The organism is Bradyrhizobium sp. STM 3809, assembly GCF_000239795.1.
Classification (GTDB): Bacteria; Pseudomonadota; Alphaproteobacteria; order Rhizobiales; family Xanthobacteraceae; genus Bradyrhizobium.
The window spans coordinates 1-15,757 of sequence record NZ_CAFJ01000214.1 but is presented as its reverse complement, the minus strand read 5'-3'; the positions used below and the strand labels follow the sequence as shown (position 1 = coordinate 15,757).

Below are 15,757 nucleotides of genomic sequence, written 5' to 3'. Positions count from 1 at the left end.
ATTGTCTTTCCGGCCCACTGCGCCCAACTGGGGCTCATGCATCCTCACGACCAGACCATCTTCGCGCTGTCCTCCGGGCGACTGCCGAGCGCGATCGCGATCGTCCGGCTGTCGGGTCCGCATGCTGGCGCCGCTCTTCAGATGTTGGCCGGGAAGATGCCGGCGCCGCGCCTCGCAACACGGGCGCTGTTGCGCGATCCCCAGGGCGAGCCGATCGACGATGCCGTGGTGCTGTGGTTTCCAGCCCCGGCTAGCGCCACCGGCGAGGACGTCGTCGAACTCCACATTCATGGTAGCCGCGCGGTCATCGCGACGTTGTTCGGGGTGTTGTCCGAAATGCCCGAGCTACGTCCAGCGGAGCCGGGCGAGTTCACGCGGCGTGCGTTCGAGAACGGCAAGATCGACCTGACTGAAGCCGAGGGTCTGGACGATCTCATTCACGCCGATACGGATCGCCAGCGGCGCCAGGCGCTGCGGCAGTTGAAAGGTCTGCTCGGGGACAGAGCGCGAAGCTGGCGCGAGCAGATCATCGAGGCCGCCGCGCTGATAGAGGCGGGGATCGACTTCTCCGACGAAGGCGACGTGCCCGCCGAGCTGTTGGCGCCGGCGCTGTCGCGGGTTCAACAGCTCTTCTTAGAGATCGAAGCCGTGCTGGCAGCGCAGGGGCGGGCCGAGCGGCTCCGTGACGGTCTCACCGTCGTCATCGCCGGACCGCCCAATGCCGGCAAGTCGACCCTGATGAACCAGCTGGCGCGGCGCGAGGTGGCGATCGTTTCACCGCAAGCAGGCACGACGCGGGACCTCATCGAAGTCCAGCTCGACCTCGACGGCTATCCGGTGACGGTGATCGACACCGCGGGCATTCGGGAGACCGACGATCCGGTCGAGCAGGAGGGTGTCCGCCGCGCCAGGGACCGCGCGGCTCATGCCGACCTGGTTCTTTGGTTGTCGGAGCACGACGGCGCCGAGTTGGAGCGCGAGGGTGAAACGCCGCTCTGGCTGGTTCGGACGAAGACAGATCTGGACGGGGCAGAACGGGGCACACGGCTGGATACGAAGGCGAGCCGGACATTTGGGATCTCCGCAAGGAGCGGAGCAGGGATGGGGGCGCTGCTGGATGCGCTCGTAGGCTTCGCCCGCGACTTCTTTGGGTCGACCGAGAGCGGGCTCATCACCCGGGAGCGTCAGAGACAGTCCCTTCGGCAGGCGGCTGATGCGCTTCAGCGAAGCCTGAAGACGGTCGATCTTGGCGAGGAGCTCGTCGCCGAGGAGCTGAGGATCGCCGCGCTAGCCCTCGGCCGGCTGCTGGGGCGCGTCGATGTCGAGGATCTGCTCGATGTGATCTTCCGAGAGTTCTGCATCGGAAAGTAGATGGCGGAGACGCCATCGGCTCCAATATGCTTAAGCAAAGGTTGCTTGGTTAACCGATCGTCAAACGTTTCACGTGAAACAGGCGTGGGTCTCTCGGACGTTTCACGTGAAACACGTCACCTCGGCGATGCGCGCTGTTTCACGTGAAACATGGCGACGTGCCGAACTCCTGTTTCACGTGAAACGTCTTCCGGGCGTCGTCGCCAATCGCTAGATAAGCTGCCATGACCGACCATCTGACATCCTACGACGTCATCGTCATTGGCGGCGGCCATGCCGGCTGCGAAGCCGCGGCCGCCTCGGCGCGCATGGGCGCAAGAACGGCCCTCGTGACGCATCAGTTCGCGACCATCGGCGCGATGTCCTGTAATCCCGCCATCGGCGGGCTGGGGAAGGGGCATCTCGTCCGGGAGGTCGACGCGCTCGATGGTCTGATGGGGCGGGTCGCCGACGCCGGCGGCATCCAGTTTCGGGTTCTGAACCGGCGGAAGGGACCGGCGGTGCGTGGTCCACGCGCCCAGGCGGACCGGAAGCTTTACGCTGCCGCGATGCAATCCGCGATCCGAGAGACCGCCAATCTCACGGTGATCGAAGGCGAGGCGGCTGAGCTCGTCGTCGCTGGCGGACGGATTGCGGCGCTGAAGCTCGCCGATGGCCGCTCCTTGGCCTGCGGGGCGGTCGTGATCACGACCGGGACCTTCCTGCGCGGCCTGATCCATCTCGGCGAGAAGACCTGGCCGGCCGGCCGGGTCGGCGAAGCGCCGGCGCTCGGTTTGTCGCGCTCGCTCGAAGCTGTCGGCTTCAAGCTCGGCCGTCTCAAGACCGGGACGCCGCCACGGCTCGACGGCACCACGATCGATTGGGGGGCGGTCGAGATGCAGCCCGGTGACGATCCGGCCGAGCCATTCTCCGTACTGACCGAGAAGATCACGACGCCGCAGATCCAGTGCGGCATCACCCGGACGACGACCGCGACCCACGAGGTGATCCGCGCCAATGTCCATCGCTCTCCGATGTACTCCGGCCAGATCAAGTCGACCGGTCCGCGCTATTGCCCGTCCGTCGAGGACAAGATCGTCCGCTTCGGCGATCGCGACGGCCACCAGATCTTCCTGGAGCCGGAAGGGCTCGACGACACGACGGTCTATCCGAACGGCATCTCCACCTCGCTGCCGGAGGAGGTTCAGCTCGCGCTGCTGCCGACCATTCCGGGCCTGGAGCGGGTGCGGATGATCCGGCCCGGCTACGCGATCGAGTACGACCACGTCGATCCGCGCGAGCTCGAACCGACCCTGCAGACCAAGCGGCTGAAAGGACTGTTCCTGGCCGGCCAGATCAACGGGACAACCGGCTATGAAGAGGCGGCGGCGCAGGGTCTGGTCGCCGGGCTCAATGCCGCGCTCGCGGCGGGTGGTGGGGAGCCGATCGTGTTCGACCGCGCCGACGGCTACCTCGGCGTGATGATCGACGACCTGGTCACGCGCGGGATTACCGAGCCGTATCGGATGTTCACCTCCCGGGCCGAGTATCGTCTGACGCTGCGGGCCGACAATGCCGATCAGCGGCTGACCGACAAGGGCCTCGCGCTCGGCTGCGTCGGCGGCGAGCGGGCACGTTTTCACCAGCGCAAGATGGCCGCACTTGAGGCCGCGCGTACCGCGGCGAAGTCGTTGACGATCACGCCCAACGAGGCGGCCAAGCACGGCCTCACGCTCAACAGGGATGGTCAGCGCCGCTCGGCGTTCGAGCTGATGGCCTATCCTGAGATCGATTTCGCGAAGGTGAGATCGATCTGGCCGGAGCTCGGCTCAATCGATCCGGCCATCGCCACCCATCTCGAGATCGACGCCAAATATGATGTCTATGTCCGCCGGCAGAGCGAGGACGTCGATGCCTTCCGGCGCGATGAGGGTCTGGTGCTCGGCGACATCGACTATGCGATCGTCCCCGGTCTTTCGAACGAGGCGCGCGCCAAGCTGACCGTCGCGAAGCCATGGACGATCGGGCAGGCCGGTCGGATCGATGGGATGACGCCGGCGGCACTTGGAATTCTCGCCGCGTATCTTCGCCGCGAAGCTCGGCGCAACAAGGCTGCGGGCTGAGGAACGTTTCACGTGAAACCGGCATCGTCCGCAGCCGCACCAAATGAGCTCGCATCCGACAAGGCGGCGGCCCTGGCGCTGACTCCCGTTTCACGTGAAACCGAGCAGCGCCTCGATCGCTACATCGCGTTGCTGCTGGAGTGGCAGGCCAAGACCAATCTGGTCGCGCCGTCCACCTTGCCGCATCTCTGGACGCGGCACATTTCGGATTCACTGCAACTGCTCGATCTCGCCCCCGAGGCCAGGATCTGGGTCGACCTCGGCAGCGGCGGCGGCTTCCCCGGCGTGGTGCTGGCCTGTGCGCTCGCCGAACGGCCCGGCGCGCAGGTCCATCTGGTCGAGCGCATCGCCAAGAAGGCGGCCTTCCTGCGCGAAGCAATTCGCGTCACCGGCTCACCTGGGACAGTGCATTTGTCAGAGATCGGGGATATCGTGGAGAAGTGGAGCGGGCGAGTCGATTGCGTGACCGCACGGGCGCTGGCTCCGCTACATCAACTCATCGGCTTTGCGGAGCCCCTGGTGAAAAAAGGCGCGAAAGCGCTGTTTCTCAAGGGTCAAGATGTAGAAGCGGAATTGACCGAATCTACTAAGTATTGGAAAATTGAGCCGAAACTTCATTCCAGCCGGACGGGCGGGCAGGGCTGGATCGTCGCAATCGATTGCATCGAGCGGCGAAGCTGAACACCCGCAGCAACAACCATGGCGACCGCGCATGTCCGTAATTGATCAGATTTATCAAGAAGATAGGGCTCCGCACCCGGAGGGGCATCCGCGCATCCTGGCGCTCGCCAATCAGAAGGGCGGGGTCGGCAAGACCACGACCGCGATCAATCTCGGCACCGCGCTGGCCGCGATCGGCGAGCGCGTGCTGATCGTCGATCTCGATCCCCAGGGCAACGCCTCGACGGGTCTCGGCATCGACCGCGGCAGCCGCAACTGCTCGACCTATGACGTGCTGATCGGCGAGGCCTCGCTGCGCGACGCCGTGGTCGCGACCGCGGTGCCACGGCTGCACATCGCCTCCTCGACGATGGACCTGTCGGGCCTCGAGCTTGAGCTCGGCACCAGCGCCAACCGCGCCTTCCGTCTGCGCGACGCGATCGCCGGCCTCAACAACAACGTCTCGCCGGAGAACGACTACACCTACGTGCTGGTCGACTGCCCGCCGTCGCTGAACCTGCTGACGGTCAACGCGATGGCCGCATCGGATGCGATCCTGGTGCCGCTGCAGTGCGAGTTCTTCGCGCTCGAAGGTCTGTCGCAATTGCTCCAGACCGTGGAGCAGGTGCGCTCGACCCTGAACCCGAACCTGTCGATCCACGGCATCGTGCTGACGATGTTCGACTCGCGCAACAACCTGTCCAACCAGGTCGTCGCCGATGTCCGCCAATTCATGGGATCGAAGGTCTACAACACGATGATCCCGCGCAACGTGCGCATCTCGGAAGCGCCGTCCTACGGCAAGCCGGTGCTGGTCTATGACCTGAAGTGCGTCGGCAGCGAAGCCTATCTGAAGCTCGCGACCGAGGTCATCCAGCGCGAGCGCGACCTGCGCGCCAACTAACCGATTGCCATGGCGCCGGCTGGCCCCGGGTCAGCCGGACCTGAGCTGAGGATGACGGCGAATTCCGGCAGCGGGATTCGCAATCCCCTTTCATTGCGCCGACGCCGCGGTTCGGTAGCAGGACGCAAGTGGAGCGTGACGTGAATCCAAAGGAGAAGGCGATGGCGGACGAGTCGCGATCGCGTTTGGGCCGGGGCCTTGCCAGTCTGATCGGGGACGTCAACCGCGAGGCCGGCGCGCCGCCGGAGCGGCCGCGCAATCAGCGCAAGGTGCCGATCGAGTTTCTCAAGCCGAACCCGCGCAATCCGCGCAAGACGTTTGCCGATGGCGAGCTCGCGGAGCTGTCCGCGTCGATCAAGCAGCACGGCGTGATCCAGCCGATCGTGGTGCGTCCGATCAAGGGCCAGCAGGACCGCTTCGAGATCATCGCCGGCGAGCGCCGCTGGCGCGCGTCGCAGGCCGCCGGCCTGCACGAGGTGCCGATCGTTCCCGTGGACGTCAGCGACAGCGATGCGCTGGAGCTCGCGATCATCGAGAACGTGCAGCGCGAGGACTTGAATCCGATGGAGGAGGCGCAGGGCTATCACGCGCTCGCCAACGAGTTCAAACGCAACCAGGAAGAGATCGCCAAGATCGTCGGCAAGAGCCGCAGCCACGTCGCCAACATGATGCGGCTCACCAAGCTGCCGGCGGAGGTGCAGGGCTTCATCGCCACCGGCGAGATCTCGGCCGGCCATGCCCGCGCACTGATCAACCTGCCGGATCCGCTGATCGCGGCGAAGAAGATCATCGCCGAGGGGCTGAACGTCCGCCAGACCGAAGCGCTCGCGCATGAGGAGGGCGTGCCCGAGCGCAAGCCGCAGAAGCCGCGCAGCTCGGGCGGCGGGGCGACGCCGGAGAAGAAGGACGCCGACACCATCGCGCTCGAGAAGCGCGTCGGCGACGCGCTCGGCCTCAACGTCTCGATCAGCCACCGCGATCCCGGCGGCACCGTACAGATCACCTACCGCAGCCTCGAACAGCTCGACGAGGTGATGCGAAGGTTGGAGCAGGGCTAGGGTGTGGTCGGTGGCGCTTTCGCGCCGCCGCACCGCATGCCCGGCGCCGATGCGCCGCCGCGCTCGCTCACGAACCTGCGTCGCTTCCTATTAGTTTGTTTCTCCGCTCTCACCTCTCGTCATGGCCGGGCTTGACCCGGCCATCCATACTTTTTGGCGATTTGTTTCGAAGCGGATGGATGCCCGGGTCAAGCCCGGGCATGACGAGCTACTAACTGGAAGGAGCTATTCGGCTAACGACTGCGCCTACGAGCGTCTTTCCTGGTCGTAGTGCCCGAGTTCCTTCCCGGCTCTCTCCTCCGTCATTCCGGGGCGTGCGCAGCACGAGCCCGGAATCCATTTGACGGCAGATGCTGCGGCCCGATGGATTCCGGGCTCGCCCTTCGGGCGCCCCGGAATGACGGCGGAGGGTGTGGACAGTCTCGGGTCCTGACGGGCTGAAGGTGCACGCGGGCCGAAAGGTTCGTTCGGGTCGAGCTCTCGACGCCGCGTTCAGCGCACCAGCGTTCCGCCCGCGATCATCCCTTCCGCCGCGCGGCCACTGCGATCGACAGCAGCGTCCGTTGCGCGATCGCCGCGGCCAGTCCCGGCTGCTTGCGCATGTCGAGCGCGGCGGTCGCGAGCTGGTCGATGATCGGCAGCAGCCGGGCAGGGGAGAAGTTGCGCAGTGCGACTTCGGCGCTCGGCTTGCGCGAGAAATGCAGCCGCGGAAACCCGCCCTCGAGGATGGAGGAGACCGGCGCGCCCGAAGCGACGGCGAGCGCCGATTTGTGCAGCCATGCGGCGTGACGCTGCGCAGCCGAGATGATCACGCCGGGATAGGTGCCGGCGATCATCGCCTTGCCGAACTCGGTCTCGACCACGTCAGGCTTGCCGCCGAAGGCGCCGTCGACGATCGGGTCGAGCTTCATCTCCGAGGCATCGGCGACCACCGCCATCACATGGTCGAGCGTCACCTCGCCCTCGCCATGCGCGAACAAGGTCAGCTTGCGGATCTCGTTGCGCGACGCCTGGCGGTCGCCGCCGAGCAGCGCCATCAGATATGACCGCGCATCCGGCGCCATGCGCAGATTCGCGGTGCGCAGCTCGTCGTCGATCAGCCTGGCGAGATCGCGCTCCGTGTCGGGATAGCAGCCGATCGCCACGGCGGTCGCGGCCTTCTCGCAGATCTTGCGCAGTGGCGAATCCGGCCGGATGTCGCCGGCCTCGATGACGATCCGGCAATCGCGCACATTCATCTGGCTCAGTGTTTCGACGCCGCTGGCAAAGACGCGCGATCCGGCGCGGACACGGATGGCGCGGCGGCCGCCGAACAGCGGCACGGTCATCGCCTCGTCGACCAGGCGCGACGGCTCGGCGGCGAGCTCGTCGCCATCGAGCCGGACCACGGAAAACGGATCGTCGGGATTGTCGACGGCGGAGGCGATCAGCGCCTCGGCCCGCTCACGGACGAGGCCGGCATCCGGGCCATAAAGCAGAATGAGCGGACGGGAGGCGTCCGGCCTGGCCAGGAAGGCGTCGATGTCTCGTCCGCGCAGCGCGACCACGGCGGTGTCAGCCGTGCGTCAGGTGCCCGCGGTGAAGAACGCCGCGAGCCGGGTCTTGATCTTCTCGGCGACCTCCTCGGAGGCACGGTCCTCGGCGTCGCGGAAGGCGCGCTGCCGGGCGAAGCGCTGGTACGAGCCGGGAATGTCGTAAGACGTACGCGCGAAGGTGGTCCCGGTCATGACCGACTTGTTGGTGGCGAGGTCGACCAGGTTGTACTGCACGTCGATGCCGACATTCTCCGTGGTCGGCAGGCCCGTGGTCTGCGACACGATCAGCGACGACCGGCTGGTCTGGAATTTCAGCACCAGCTTGTGCGTCGGGGCCATGCCGGTGGCGGTGCCGTAGAGCTTGAAGGCGAGCGCGTTGCGGATGTCGACGCCGATGCGCGCCTCGGGCGAGGCGTTCGGCTTGTCGACCGGCGGCAATTCGACGCCCATCAGCTTTTCGCGCAGGCCCGGGGTGCCGTCGGCATGCTCGGCATACATCGGCTGGAAGCAGCCGGCCGTCAGCCCAGCCAGCACGGCCACGGCGATCAGGCGTGCAGCGATCCGAAACCTAGCCGACGACATTCACGATCCTCTTGGGAACAATGATCACCTTGCGGACGGGCTTGCCATCCAGCGCCAGTTTTACTGCATCGAGGGTCAAAACGGCAGACTCAATTTCCGGATTCTGCGCGTTGCTGGCGACTGTGACTTCTCCGCGCTTCTTGCCGTTGACCTGCACGACCAAGGTCATGCTGTCCTCAACCAGCAAATCTCGTTCGATTTGCGGCCAGGACGCCTCGGAGATCAGGCCGGAGTGACCCAGCACCTGCCAGCATTCCTCGGCCAGATGCGGCATCATCGGCGAGAACAGCTGCACCAGGATGCCGGCCGCCTCGCGGATCGCCCAGGCGAGGTCCGGCGCCAGCTTGGCCGGCTTGGCCAGCACGTCCGCGAGCGCATTGGCGAATTCGCGGATATGGGCCAGGCAGACGTTGAAGTGAAGCCGCTCGATGCCGCCGGTCACCTTGTCGAGCGCGCCATGCGCCGCCTTGCGCAGCGCCAGCGCGTCGGCGCCGAACTCGGCCGGGCGGGAGGAGGGGGCCTCGGCGGCGGCCGCGACCGATTCGTTGACCAGCCGCCACAGCCGCTGGACGAAGCGGGCCGCGCCCTGGACGCGCTCGTCGCTCCAGATCACGTCGCGATCCGGCGGCGAGTCCGACAGCATGAACCAGCGCGCGACATCGGCGCCGTAGCTCTCGATGATGTCGTCGGGATCGACCGTGTTCTTCTTCGACTTCGACATCTTCTCGATCGGGCCGATCGTGATGTCCTCGCCGGTCGCGGTAAGCACCGCACGCCGGCCATTGCCGCCGACCTCGATCTTCACGTCGGCCGGATTGACGTAGGTGCCGTCGGCCTTCTGATAGGTCTCGTGCACCACCATGCCCTGGGTGAACATGCCGGCGAACGGCTCGTCCATCGCGACATGGCCGGTGGCCTTCATCGCGCGGGTGAAGAAGCGGCTGTAGAGCAGATGCAGGATCGCGTGCTCGACGCCGCCGATATACTGGTCGACCGGCATCATCCGGTTGGCGATCGCGGGCGTCGTCGGCGCGGTTTCGTTCCAGGGATCGGTGAAGCGCGCGAAGTACCAGGACGAGTCCACGAACGTGTCCATGGTGTCGGTTTCGCGGGTCGCCTTAGCCCCGCACGTCGGACAGGTGACGTGCTTCCAGGTCGGATGGTGGTCCAGCGCGTTGCCCGGCTTGTCGAAGGTGACGTCATCCGGCAGCACGACGGGCAGGTCCTTGGCCGGCACCGGCACGACGTCGCATTTGGCGCAGTGGATCACCGGGATCGGGCAGCCCCAATAGCGCTGCCGCGAGATGCCCCAGTCGCGCAGGCGGAAATTGACCTGGCGCTCGCCCACCGCGGCGCCGCCGCGCTGCTCGCTCTCCAGACGCTTCGCCACCTCCTCCTTGGCCTGCGCGATGGTCATGCCGTCGAGGAAGCGCGAATTGATCATCCGCCCGTCGCCGTCGAAGGCGGTGTCGGTGATGACGAAGCTCGCCGGATCCTGCCCCTCGGGGCAGACCACCGGCGTGTTGCCGAGGCCGTATTTGTTGACGAAGTCGAGGTCGCGCTGGTCGTGCGCCGGGCAGCCGAAGATGGCGCCGGTGCCGTACTCCATCAGCACGAAGTTCGCGACATAGACCGGCAGGGTCCAGCTCGGGTCGAACGGATGCACGGCGCGGATGCCGGTGTCGAAGCCCTGCTTCTCGGCGGTGTCGATCGCCTCCTGCGCAGTGCCGATGCGCTTGATCTCGGCGATGAACGCCGCGAGTGCGGGGTTCTTCGCGGCGGCCGCTTGCGCCAGCGGATGGTCGGCCGAGATCGCCATGAACTTGGCGCCGAACAGCGTGTCGGGCCGCGTCGTGAAGATCTTCAGCTCGGTCTCGCCGGCGGGCACGGTCTTGGGATCCAGCGCGAAGCGGATCAGCAGGCCTTCGGAGCGGCCGATCCAGTTGCGCTGCATCAGCCTGACCTTGTCGGGCCAGCGGTCCAGGCCGTCGAGCGCGTCCAGCAGCTCCTGCGAGTACTTCGTGATCTTGAACACCCACTGGTTCATCTCACGCTGTTCGACCACCGCACCGGAGCGCCAGCCGCGGCCGTCGATCACCTGCTCGTTGGCGAGCACGGTCATGTCGACCGGATCCCAGTTCACCTTGCGCTTTTCGCGCTCCACCAGCCCGGCTTGCATGAAGTCGAGGAACATCTTCTGCTGGTGTTTGTAGTAGGACGGATCGCAGGTGGCGAACTCGCGCGCCCAGTCGAGCGACAGGCCGATCGAGCGCAGCTGCTTCTTCATCGCGGCGATGTTGTCGTAGGTCCAGGCCTTCGGCGCCACCTTGCGCTCGATCGCGGCGTTCTCGGCCGGCAGGCCGAACGCGTCCCAGCCCATCGGATGCAGCACGTTAAAGCCCTTGGCGCGCATGAACCGCGCCAGCACGTCGCCCAGCGTATAATTACGGACATGGCCGATATGGATGCGTCCCGAGGGATAGGGAAACATCTCGAGTACGTAGTATTTCGGACGCGGATCGTCGTTCTTGGTGGCGAAAATCGCCTTCTCGTCCCACTGGCGCTGCCAGCGCGGCTCGGCTTCACGGGCGTTGTAGCGTTCGGATGTCATGGAATCGCTTGTAATTTTCGAGGATTCGCGTCGTTTCAAGACGGCGGACTAGGCCACAAAAGCAGCACCTCGGTCAATGGGGCGGCAGATGATGATACCATTTCGTGCAGCTGCTAAGCGACGGTAATCGCGCGATTTTTTTGCGCGCTGCGCCGGGAGTGTCGGAGGTCGGGTTGAGGCGCGGTTAAGACTTGAATGGGAGACTAAGTGCACAAATCCAGGCTTAAGGCCCGCATCTGGGATTACTCCTCATCGTGTCCGGCGCTACGTTCGACGAGCTTGACTTCGAGTACGCGACGACTGTCGCGGAAAAGGCCATGAAATCGATGGCGCAACAGCGCGTGCCACCGACGCCTAACAACTTCCATCTGTGGTTCAAATACTCGCTCGGCTCGGCCTCGGATCTGAAGCGCGCCGTCGACATTCTCGTCAGCAACAAGCGCAAGTTCGACAAGACCACCAACCAGGCGCTGTTCGATACGTATATCGGCCAGCAGGGTACGGAAGCCGCCGTCGTCCACAAAGTCTCGCAGCAGTTGCATGGCGTGATGGACTCGGCCAAGAGTTATCTGACCGCTGCGATCGCCGACAACCGCACGCATATGGCGGCGATCGACGGCGTCGCCGAGCGCAGCGAGCAGGGCGTCGATCCCAAGATCCTGATCGAGAATCTCGTCAGCGAGCTGGCCCAGGCGACCGCGCGGGCCGCGAAGCTCGAGGCGAGCTTTGCCGAGAAGTCGCGCGAGCTCGATACGATCCGCGACTCGCTGAACAAGTCGGAGCAGCGCGCGCGCACCGATACGCTGACCGGTCTGCCGAACCGCCGCGCGCTCGAAGAGTTCTTCCGCATTGCGCAGATCGAGGCCATGGAGCGCGACGAGCCGCTCGCCATCCTCCTGATCGACGTCGATCACTTCAAGAAGTTCAACGACAATTACGGCCACGGCGTCGGCGACCAGGTGCTGCGCCTCGTCGCCAAGGCGCTGCGCGAGCGCGTGCGCGAGAAGGATCTTCCGGCGCGCTATGGCGGCGAGGAGCTGATCGCGGTGCTGCCGGAGACGGATCTCGAAGGCTGCACGGCGATCGCCGAGCGCATCCGCCGCACCATCGCGGACTGCCAGTTCACCCGCCGCTCGACCGGCGAGATCCTGCCGCAGATCACGGTGTCGATCGGCGTCGGCCAGTTCCAGTTCGGCGAATCGATGGCTGATCTGATCGACCGCTGCGACCGGGCGCTCTATTTGGCCAAGAAGCTCGGCCGCAACCGCGTCGTCACCGAGCTCGAGCTCGATCGCAAGCTGGCGGTCGGCTGATCTGTTCCGCGCCGTGCCGGCTCAGCCTGCGCGCGCGACGCTGCCGCGATCGTCGGCGAAATCCCCGAAACCATGGCCGACCACGGTGTTGCGCCCGCGATGCTTGGCGGCATAGAGGGCCGCGTCGGCGGCCTCGATGAGGTCGCCGGACGTCAGCGACGGGTTGGGGCGTGTCGACGCCACCCCGACGCTGACGGTGACGCATTGGTGCACCGACGTCGCATGCGGCATCTCCAGATCCAGCACCGCCGCGCGGACCTGTTCGCCGATCTCGAGCGCCTGCTTGGCGTTCATGCCGGGCAGCAGCAGGCAGAACTCCTCGCCGCCATAGCGGCCGGCAAACGCCGTCGTGGCGCCGGCGATCTCCGACAGCGCCTCGCCGAGCCGCGACAGGCAGGCATCGCCTTCGGGATGGCCATAGGTGTCGTTGTAGAGCTTGAAATGATCGACATCGATCATCAGCAGCGACAGGTCGCCGCCTGTCTGCTGCGCGCGATCCCATTCGACGTCGATGCGGTTCTGAAAGCCGCGGCGGTTGGCCAGGCCCGAGAGCATGTCGATCGACGCCATCACCGTCAGCCGGTCGTTGGCGGCGACCAGCTCGCGCTCGCGCTGGCCGAGCTTGGCTGCCATCGCATTGAACGACTTCGCCAGCGGCACGAACTCCGACGGCAGATGCTTGGTCGCCACGCGCGCCGACCAGTGGCCGAGGCCGAAGCGCTTGGCGGTGGCCGCAAGCATGCTGACCGGCTTCACGATCAGCTTCTCGGCCGCGATCAGCGCACCCAGCAGCACGATCAGGCAGACGAGCCCCGCCTGCAGATAGGCGTTGCGAATCTCGCGATCGATGGCGGCGGTGACGCGGGTCTCGTCGATGCTGACGATCAGCCGCGAGCCGGTGTCGGCGATTCGGGTGAAGGTGATGGCGCGCTTGGAACCGTCGGCGGCGGTGAAGCTCATCGTCTCCGCCGGCTTGTTGGAGCTCATCGCCGTCTCGGCGACGGCCGACAGCAGCGGAACGCTGTCGAGCGGCCGGCCGATCAGCTCGGTGCGGTCGGCCGGCGCCGCCAGCACGGTTCCCTCGCTGTCGATCAGCACCGCGGTGATCCCCGGCCGGCCGCCAAGACTGTTCATGATCTTGGACATCCATTCCAGGTTCACGCTCGCCAGCATCACCGCATCCGGATCGCCGGTGATCGCACCGACCGGATACGCCGCCATCATGATCGGCATCTGCGTGGGCTTGGACAGCAGATAATCGCTGAAGACGAAGTCGCGCGTCTCCTGGGCGCCGCGGAAATAGGGCCGGTCGCTGAAATCCAGCCCGACATACTGGTTGTTGGTCGAGCACTGGATCCGGCCGTCGCGGCCGGCGATCATCAGCGTGCGGATCCAGGGCAGCGTCGCGGGCAGGCTCGCCCGCATCATGTCGCAGCTGCGGCTCACGCCGGTGGCCGAGGCCCGGACATAAGCGGTCGACTTCAGCACGGTCTCGACCGACATGATGACTTCGCGCTGCATATCGGCGCTCTGCCGGGCGAGGCCGAAGAATTCTTCCGAGGCGAGCGCGATCTGCCGGGTTCTGGCACTTTCGAGCGACCTGGCGCGTTCGAGCATCAGCGGCGCAACCAGGATCAGGGCGAGCAGCGCAAGGCGCGCGCGAATCCCCATCAGCCGGTTCAGCTTCACTCTATTGCGATTGAAGCGGATGCTTGGCATTTCTGACCCCTACCCCCGGCGAGCAGGGTAAGGGGAAGGGTTCAAGAACCCTTTCTCGAACTCCGTAAAATTGCAGCCAAACCCGTAAATCTACCGAACCACGGATGTCATCGTGCCAGACACCCCGACCGCCTCTCTCTCATCCGCACCGTCAGCGCTTGCCGCGGTCGAGCAGGAGATCCTGCGCGCCTGCAACGACGCGAGGCGCGACCGTGCCTCGGTGACGCTCATCGCGGTGTCGAAAACCTTCGCCGCAGACGCCATCGAGCCGGTGATCCTGGCCGGACAGCTTGTGTTCGGCGAGAACAGGGTTCAGGAGGCCAAAGGAAAATGGCCGGCGCTGATGGCGGCGCATCCGGGGCTGTCGCTGCACCTGATCGGCCCGCTGCAATCCAACAAGGCCAAGGAGGCCGTGGCGCTGTTCGACGCCATTCATTCGGTCGACCGTCCGAGCCTGTGCTCCGCGCTCGCCAAGGAGATCGCCGCCCAGGGCCGGCATCCGCAGCTGTTCGTCCAGATCAACACCGGCGAGGAACCGCAGAAGGCGGGCATCGCGCCCGGCGACGCCGACGCCTTCATCGCCGCCTGTCGCAAGGACTACGGCCTGGAGATTTCCGGCCTGATGTGCATCCCGCCGGTCAACGAAGCGCCGGGGCCGCATTTCGCCCTCACCGCCAAGATCGCCGCGCGCAACGGGCTGGCCAATCTGTCGATGGGCATGAGCGCCGATTTCGCCACCGCCATCCAGTTCGGCGCCACCCATGTGCGGGTGGGCTCGGCGATCTTCGGCCACCGCTGAGCGACCCGCGCCTCGCGATGACGGTGAGTTAAGCGAATCTCACCGACACCCGCCCCAGGTCGCCAAAATCAGCTTCCATGTGATCGCCGCCGCTGATCGGCAGCGGCGGATGACAGGTCCCGGTCGTCACCACCTGCCCTTCCCGCGTCGTGATGCCGAGCGCGCTGAGCTCGTTGACCAGCCAGGTCAGCGCGATCCGGGGATCACCCAGCACGTTACGGCCGTGGCCGGTGAAGGTCTCGCCGCGCAGCGTGATGCGCGGCCGCTCCTCGACCAGGTCGCGGCTGCGCCAGTCGGCCCTGGTCGGCTCGCCGAGCACGAACAGATGCGCGCAGGCATTGTCGGCGATCAGCTGCGCCTCGCCGGCGCTGACGAAATCGGCGAAGCGGGAGTCCGGGATCTCGATCGCCGGATGCAGCGTCGCGACGGCGGCGAGCACCTCGGCGACATCATAAGGTCCCGGCCGCGGCGGCAGGTCGGTGCCGAAGCGAAAGGCGAATTCCGGCTCGGCGACGCGCATCGCGTTGCCGGCCATCGCTGCGGTGCCGCCGACCGGCAGAACCGTCTCGGCCAGAATGCGGCCGGCCATCGGGCCCGCGACGTTGATGTGGCGTTGTCCCGCCTCGCTGGTGGCGGCGATCTTCCAGCCGAACAGGGGCTTGTCCGAGTGTTTCTCGAGCTCGGCCTGGATCGCATAGCCTTGCACCCGGTCGTGCGGGCGCAGCTCGGGTGGCAACGCGGTCAGCTTGCTGCCCTGCCGCCAATGCGAGCGCAGGATGGCCGAGGCGCCGGCCGGCTGGTCGGTTGCGCGCATGATGTCCTCCCCTCGTCTCTTCTCTTCTTATGCGATGTCGATCCTGGTGCGCGGGCCGATCCTTTGCAACAGCCGCAACATCTGCGGCCGGGTCATCGCCACGCAGCCGGCGGTCGGACCGAAATGCGGCCGCGCCAGATGCAGGAACACGGCGCTGCCGCGTCCGGCAATGCGCGGCCGGGTGTTGTGGTCGATCTCGATGATGAAGTCGTACAGGTGATCCTCGCGCGCCAGCCGGTCGCCGGGCTGGTCGCCGCGCAGCCGGATCGGCTGGTTGTAATGCCGGTCG

General features: G+C 66.1%; 13 protein-coding genes. 7 read left to right on the top strand and 6 right to left on the bottom strand.

Features of this window, described 5'->3' with window-relative positions; genetic code table 11:
* Positions 1–36: 36 nt before the first annotated feature.
* The 5 genes from mnmE to BRAS3809_RS11580 all read left to right on the top strand — a co-directional run bounded on the left by mnmE (position 37) and on the right by BRAS3809_RS11580 (position 6,095).
* Positions 37–1,371 carry a tRNA uridine-5-carboxymethylaminomethyl(34) synthesis GTPase MnmE gene (gene mnmE / locus BRAS3809_RS11600; RefSeq protein WP_008962286.1) on the top strand — a complete coding sequence of 445 codons (1,335 nt, stop codon included), beginning with the start codon at positions 37–39 and terminating at the stop codon, positions 1,369–1,371.
* A gap of 224 nt (positions 1,372–1,595) precedes the next feature.
* The gene (mnmG, locus tag BRAS3809_RS11595; RefSeq protein ID WP_008962285.1) at positions 1,596–3,473 is read left to right on the top strand and encodes a tRNA uridine-5-carboxymethylaminomethyl(34) synthesis enzyme MnmG; all 1,878 of its coding nucleotides are present in this window, start codon (positions 1,596–1,598) and stop codon (positions 3,471–3,473) included.
* 12 nt (positions 3,474–3,485) lie between these two features.
* The gene (rsmG, locus tag BRAS3809_RS11590; RefSeq protein ID WP_008962284.1) at positions 3,486–4,154 is read left to right on the top strand and encodes a 16S rRNA (guanine(527)-N(7))-methyltransferase RsmG; all 669 of its coding nucleotides are present in this window, start codon (positions 3,486–3,488) and stop codon (positions 4,152–4,154) included.
* Positions 4,155–4,185: 31 nt separating this feature from the next.
* Positions 4,186–5,037 (top strand): ParA family protein, encoded by an 852-nt coding sequence (locus tag BRAS3809_RS11585; RefSeq protein ID WP_008962283.1) that lies wholly within the window; start codon positions 4,186–4,188, stop codon positions 5,035–5,037.
* 161 nt (positions 5,038–5,198) lie between these two features.
* On the top strand, positions 5,199–6,095 hold the full coding sequence (locus BRAS3809_RS11580; RefSeq protein ID WP_008962282.1) for a ParB/RepB/Spo0J family partition protein: 897 nt from the start codon (positions 5,199–5,201) through the stop codon (positions 6,093–6,095).
* Positions 6,096–6,613: 518 nt separating this feature from the next.
* Here the strand turns inward: BRAS3809_RS11580 and holA are convergent.
* Genes holA through leuS form a run of 3 tightly spaced genes read right to left on the bottom strand, consistent with a single transcriptional unit; the run spans position 6,614 to position 10,823 of the window.
* Entirely contained in the window at positions 6,614–7,642 is a 1,029-nt protein-coding gene (holA, locus tag BRAS3809_RS11575) for a DNA polymerase III subunit delta (protein WP_008962281.1), read from the bottom strand.
* A gap of 18 nt (positions 7,643–7,660) precedes the next feature.
* Positions 7,661–8,212 (bottom strand): LPS assembly lipoprotein LptE, encoded by a 552-nt coding sequence (gene lptE, locus BRAS3809_RS11570; protein ID WP_008962280.1) that lies wholly within the window; start codon positions 8,210–8,212, stop codon positions 7,661–7,663.
* Positions 8,199–10,823 carry a leucine--tRNA ligase gene (leuS, locus tag BRAS3809_RS11565; protein ID WP_008962279.1) on the bottom strand — a complete coding sequence of 875 codons (2,625 nt, stop codon included), beginning with the start codon at positions 10,821–10,823 and terminating at the stop codon, positions 8,199–8,201. Before leuS ends, lptE begins: the two co-directional genes overlap by 14 nt.
* A 326-nt stretch (positions 10,824–11,149) precedes the next feature.
* Between leuS and BRAS3809_RS11560 the strand changes: the two genes are divergently transcribed.
* Positions 11,150–12,136: a GGDEF domain-containing protein gene (locus BRAS3809_RS11560; RefSeq protein ID WP_008962278.1), complete on the top strand. Its 987-nt coding sequence runs from the start codon at positions 11,150–11,152 to the stop codon at positions 12,134–12,136.
* 21 nt (positions 12,137–12,157) lie between these two features.
* On the opposite strand, the gene BRAS3809_RS11555 is transcribed toward BRAS3809_RS11560, so the two are convergent.
* The gene (locus BRAS3809_RS11555) at positions 12,158–13,855 is read right to left on the bottom strand and encodes a sensor domain-containing diguanylate cyclase (RefSeq protein ID WP_008962277.1); all 1,698 of its coding nucleotides are present in this window, start codon (positions 13,853–13,855) and stop codon (positions 12,158–12,160) included.
* A gap of 112 nt (positions 13,856–13,967) precedes the next feature.
* On the opposite strand from BRAS3809_RS11555, the gene BRAS3809_RS11550 reads away from it, so the two are divergent.
* Positions 13,968–14,654, top strand: coding sequence for a YggS family pyridoxal phosphate-dependent enzyme (locus BRAS3809_RS11550; RefSeq protein WP_008962276.1), 687 nt, complete (start codon positions 13,968–13,970; stop codon positions 14,652–14,654).
* A 28-nt stretch (positions 14,655–14,682) separates the two neighbouring features.
* Here the strand turns inward: BRAS3809_RS11550 and BRAS3809_RS11545 are convergent, their stop codons facing one another.
* Positions 14,683–15,468, bottom strand: coding sequence for a 2-keto-4-pentenoate hydratase (locus BRAS3809_RS11545; protein ID WP_008962275.1), 786 nt, complete (start codon positions 15,466–15,468; stop codon positions 14,683–14,685).
* Positions 15,469–15,495: 27 nt separating this feature from the next.
* Positions 15,496–15,757: L,D-transpeptidase family protein (locus BRAS3809_RS11540; RefSeq protein ID WP_035656115.1), on the bottom strand; the 262-nt coding region annotated here is incomplete at its 5' end.

Coding starts and splice junctions, on each gene's coding strand:
- mnmE (WP_008962286.1), top strand. CDS start 37: ATGCATCCTCACGACCAGACCATCTTCGCGCTGTCCTCCGGGCGACTG.
- mnmG (WP_008962285.1), top strand. CDS start 1,596: ATGACCGACCATCTGACATCCTACGACGTCATCGTCATTGGCGGCGGC.
- BRAS3809_RS11585 (WP_008962283.1), top strand. CDS start 4,186: ATGTCCGTAATTGATCAGATTTATCAAGAAGATAGGGCTCCGCACCCG.
- BRAS3809_RS11580 (WP_008962282.1), top strand. CDS start 5,199: ATGGCGGACGAGTCGCGATCGCGTTTGGGCCGGGGCCTTGCCAGTCTG.
- lptE (WP_008962280.1), bottom strand. CDS start 8,212: ATGTCGTCGGCTAGGTTTCGGATCGCTGCACGCCTGATCGCCGTGGCC.
- leuS (WP_008962279.1), bottom strand. CDS start 10,823: ATGACATCCGAACGCTACAACGCCCGTGAAGCCGAGCCGCGCTGGCAG.
- BRAS3809_RS11560 (WP_008962278.1), top strand. CDS start 11,150: ATGGCGCAACAGCGCGTGCCACCGACGCCTAACAACTTCCATCTGTGG.
- BRAS3809_RS11555 (WP_008962277.1), bottom strand. CDS start 13,855: ATGCCAAGCATCCGCTTCAATCGCAATAGAGTGAAGCTGAACCGGCTG.
- BRAS3809_RS11545 (WP_008962275.1), bottom strand. CDS start 15,468: ATGCGCGCAACCGACCAGCCGGCCGGCGCCTCGGCCATCCTGCGCTCG.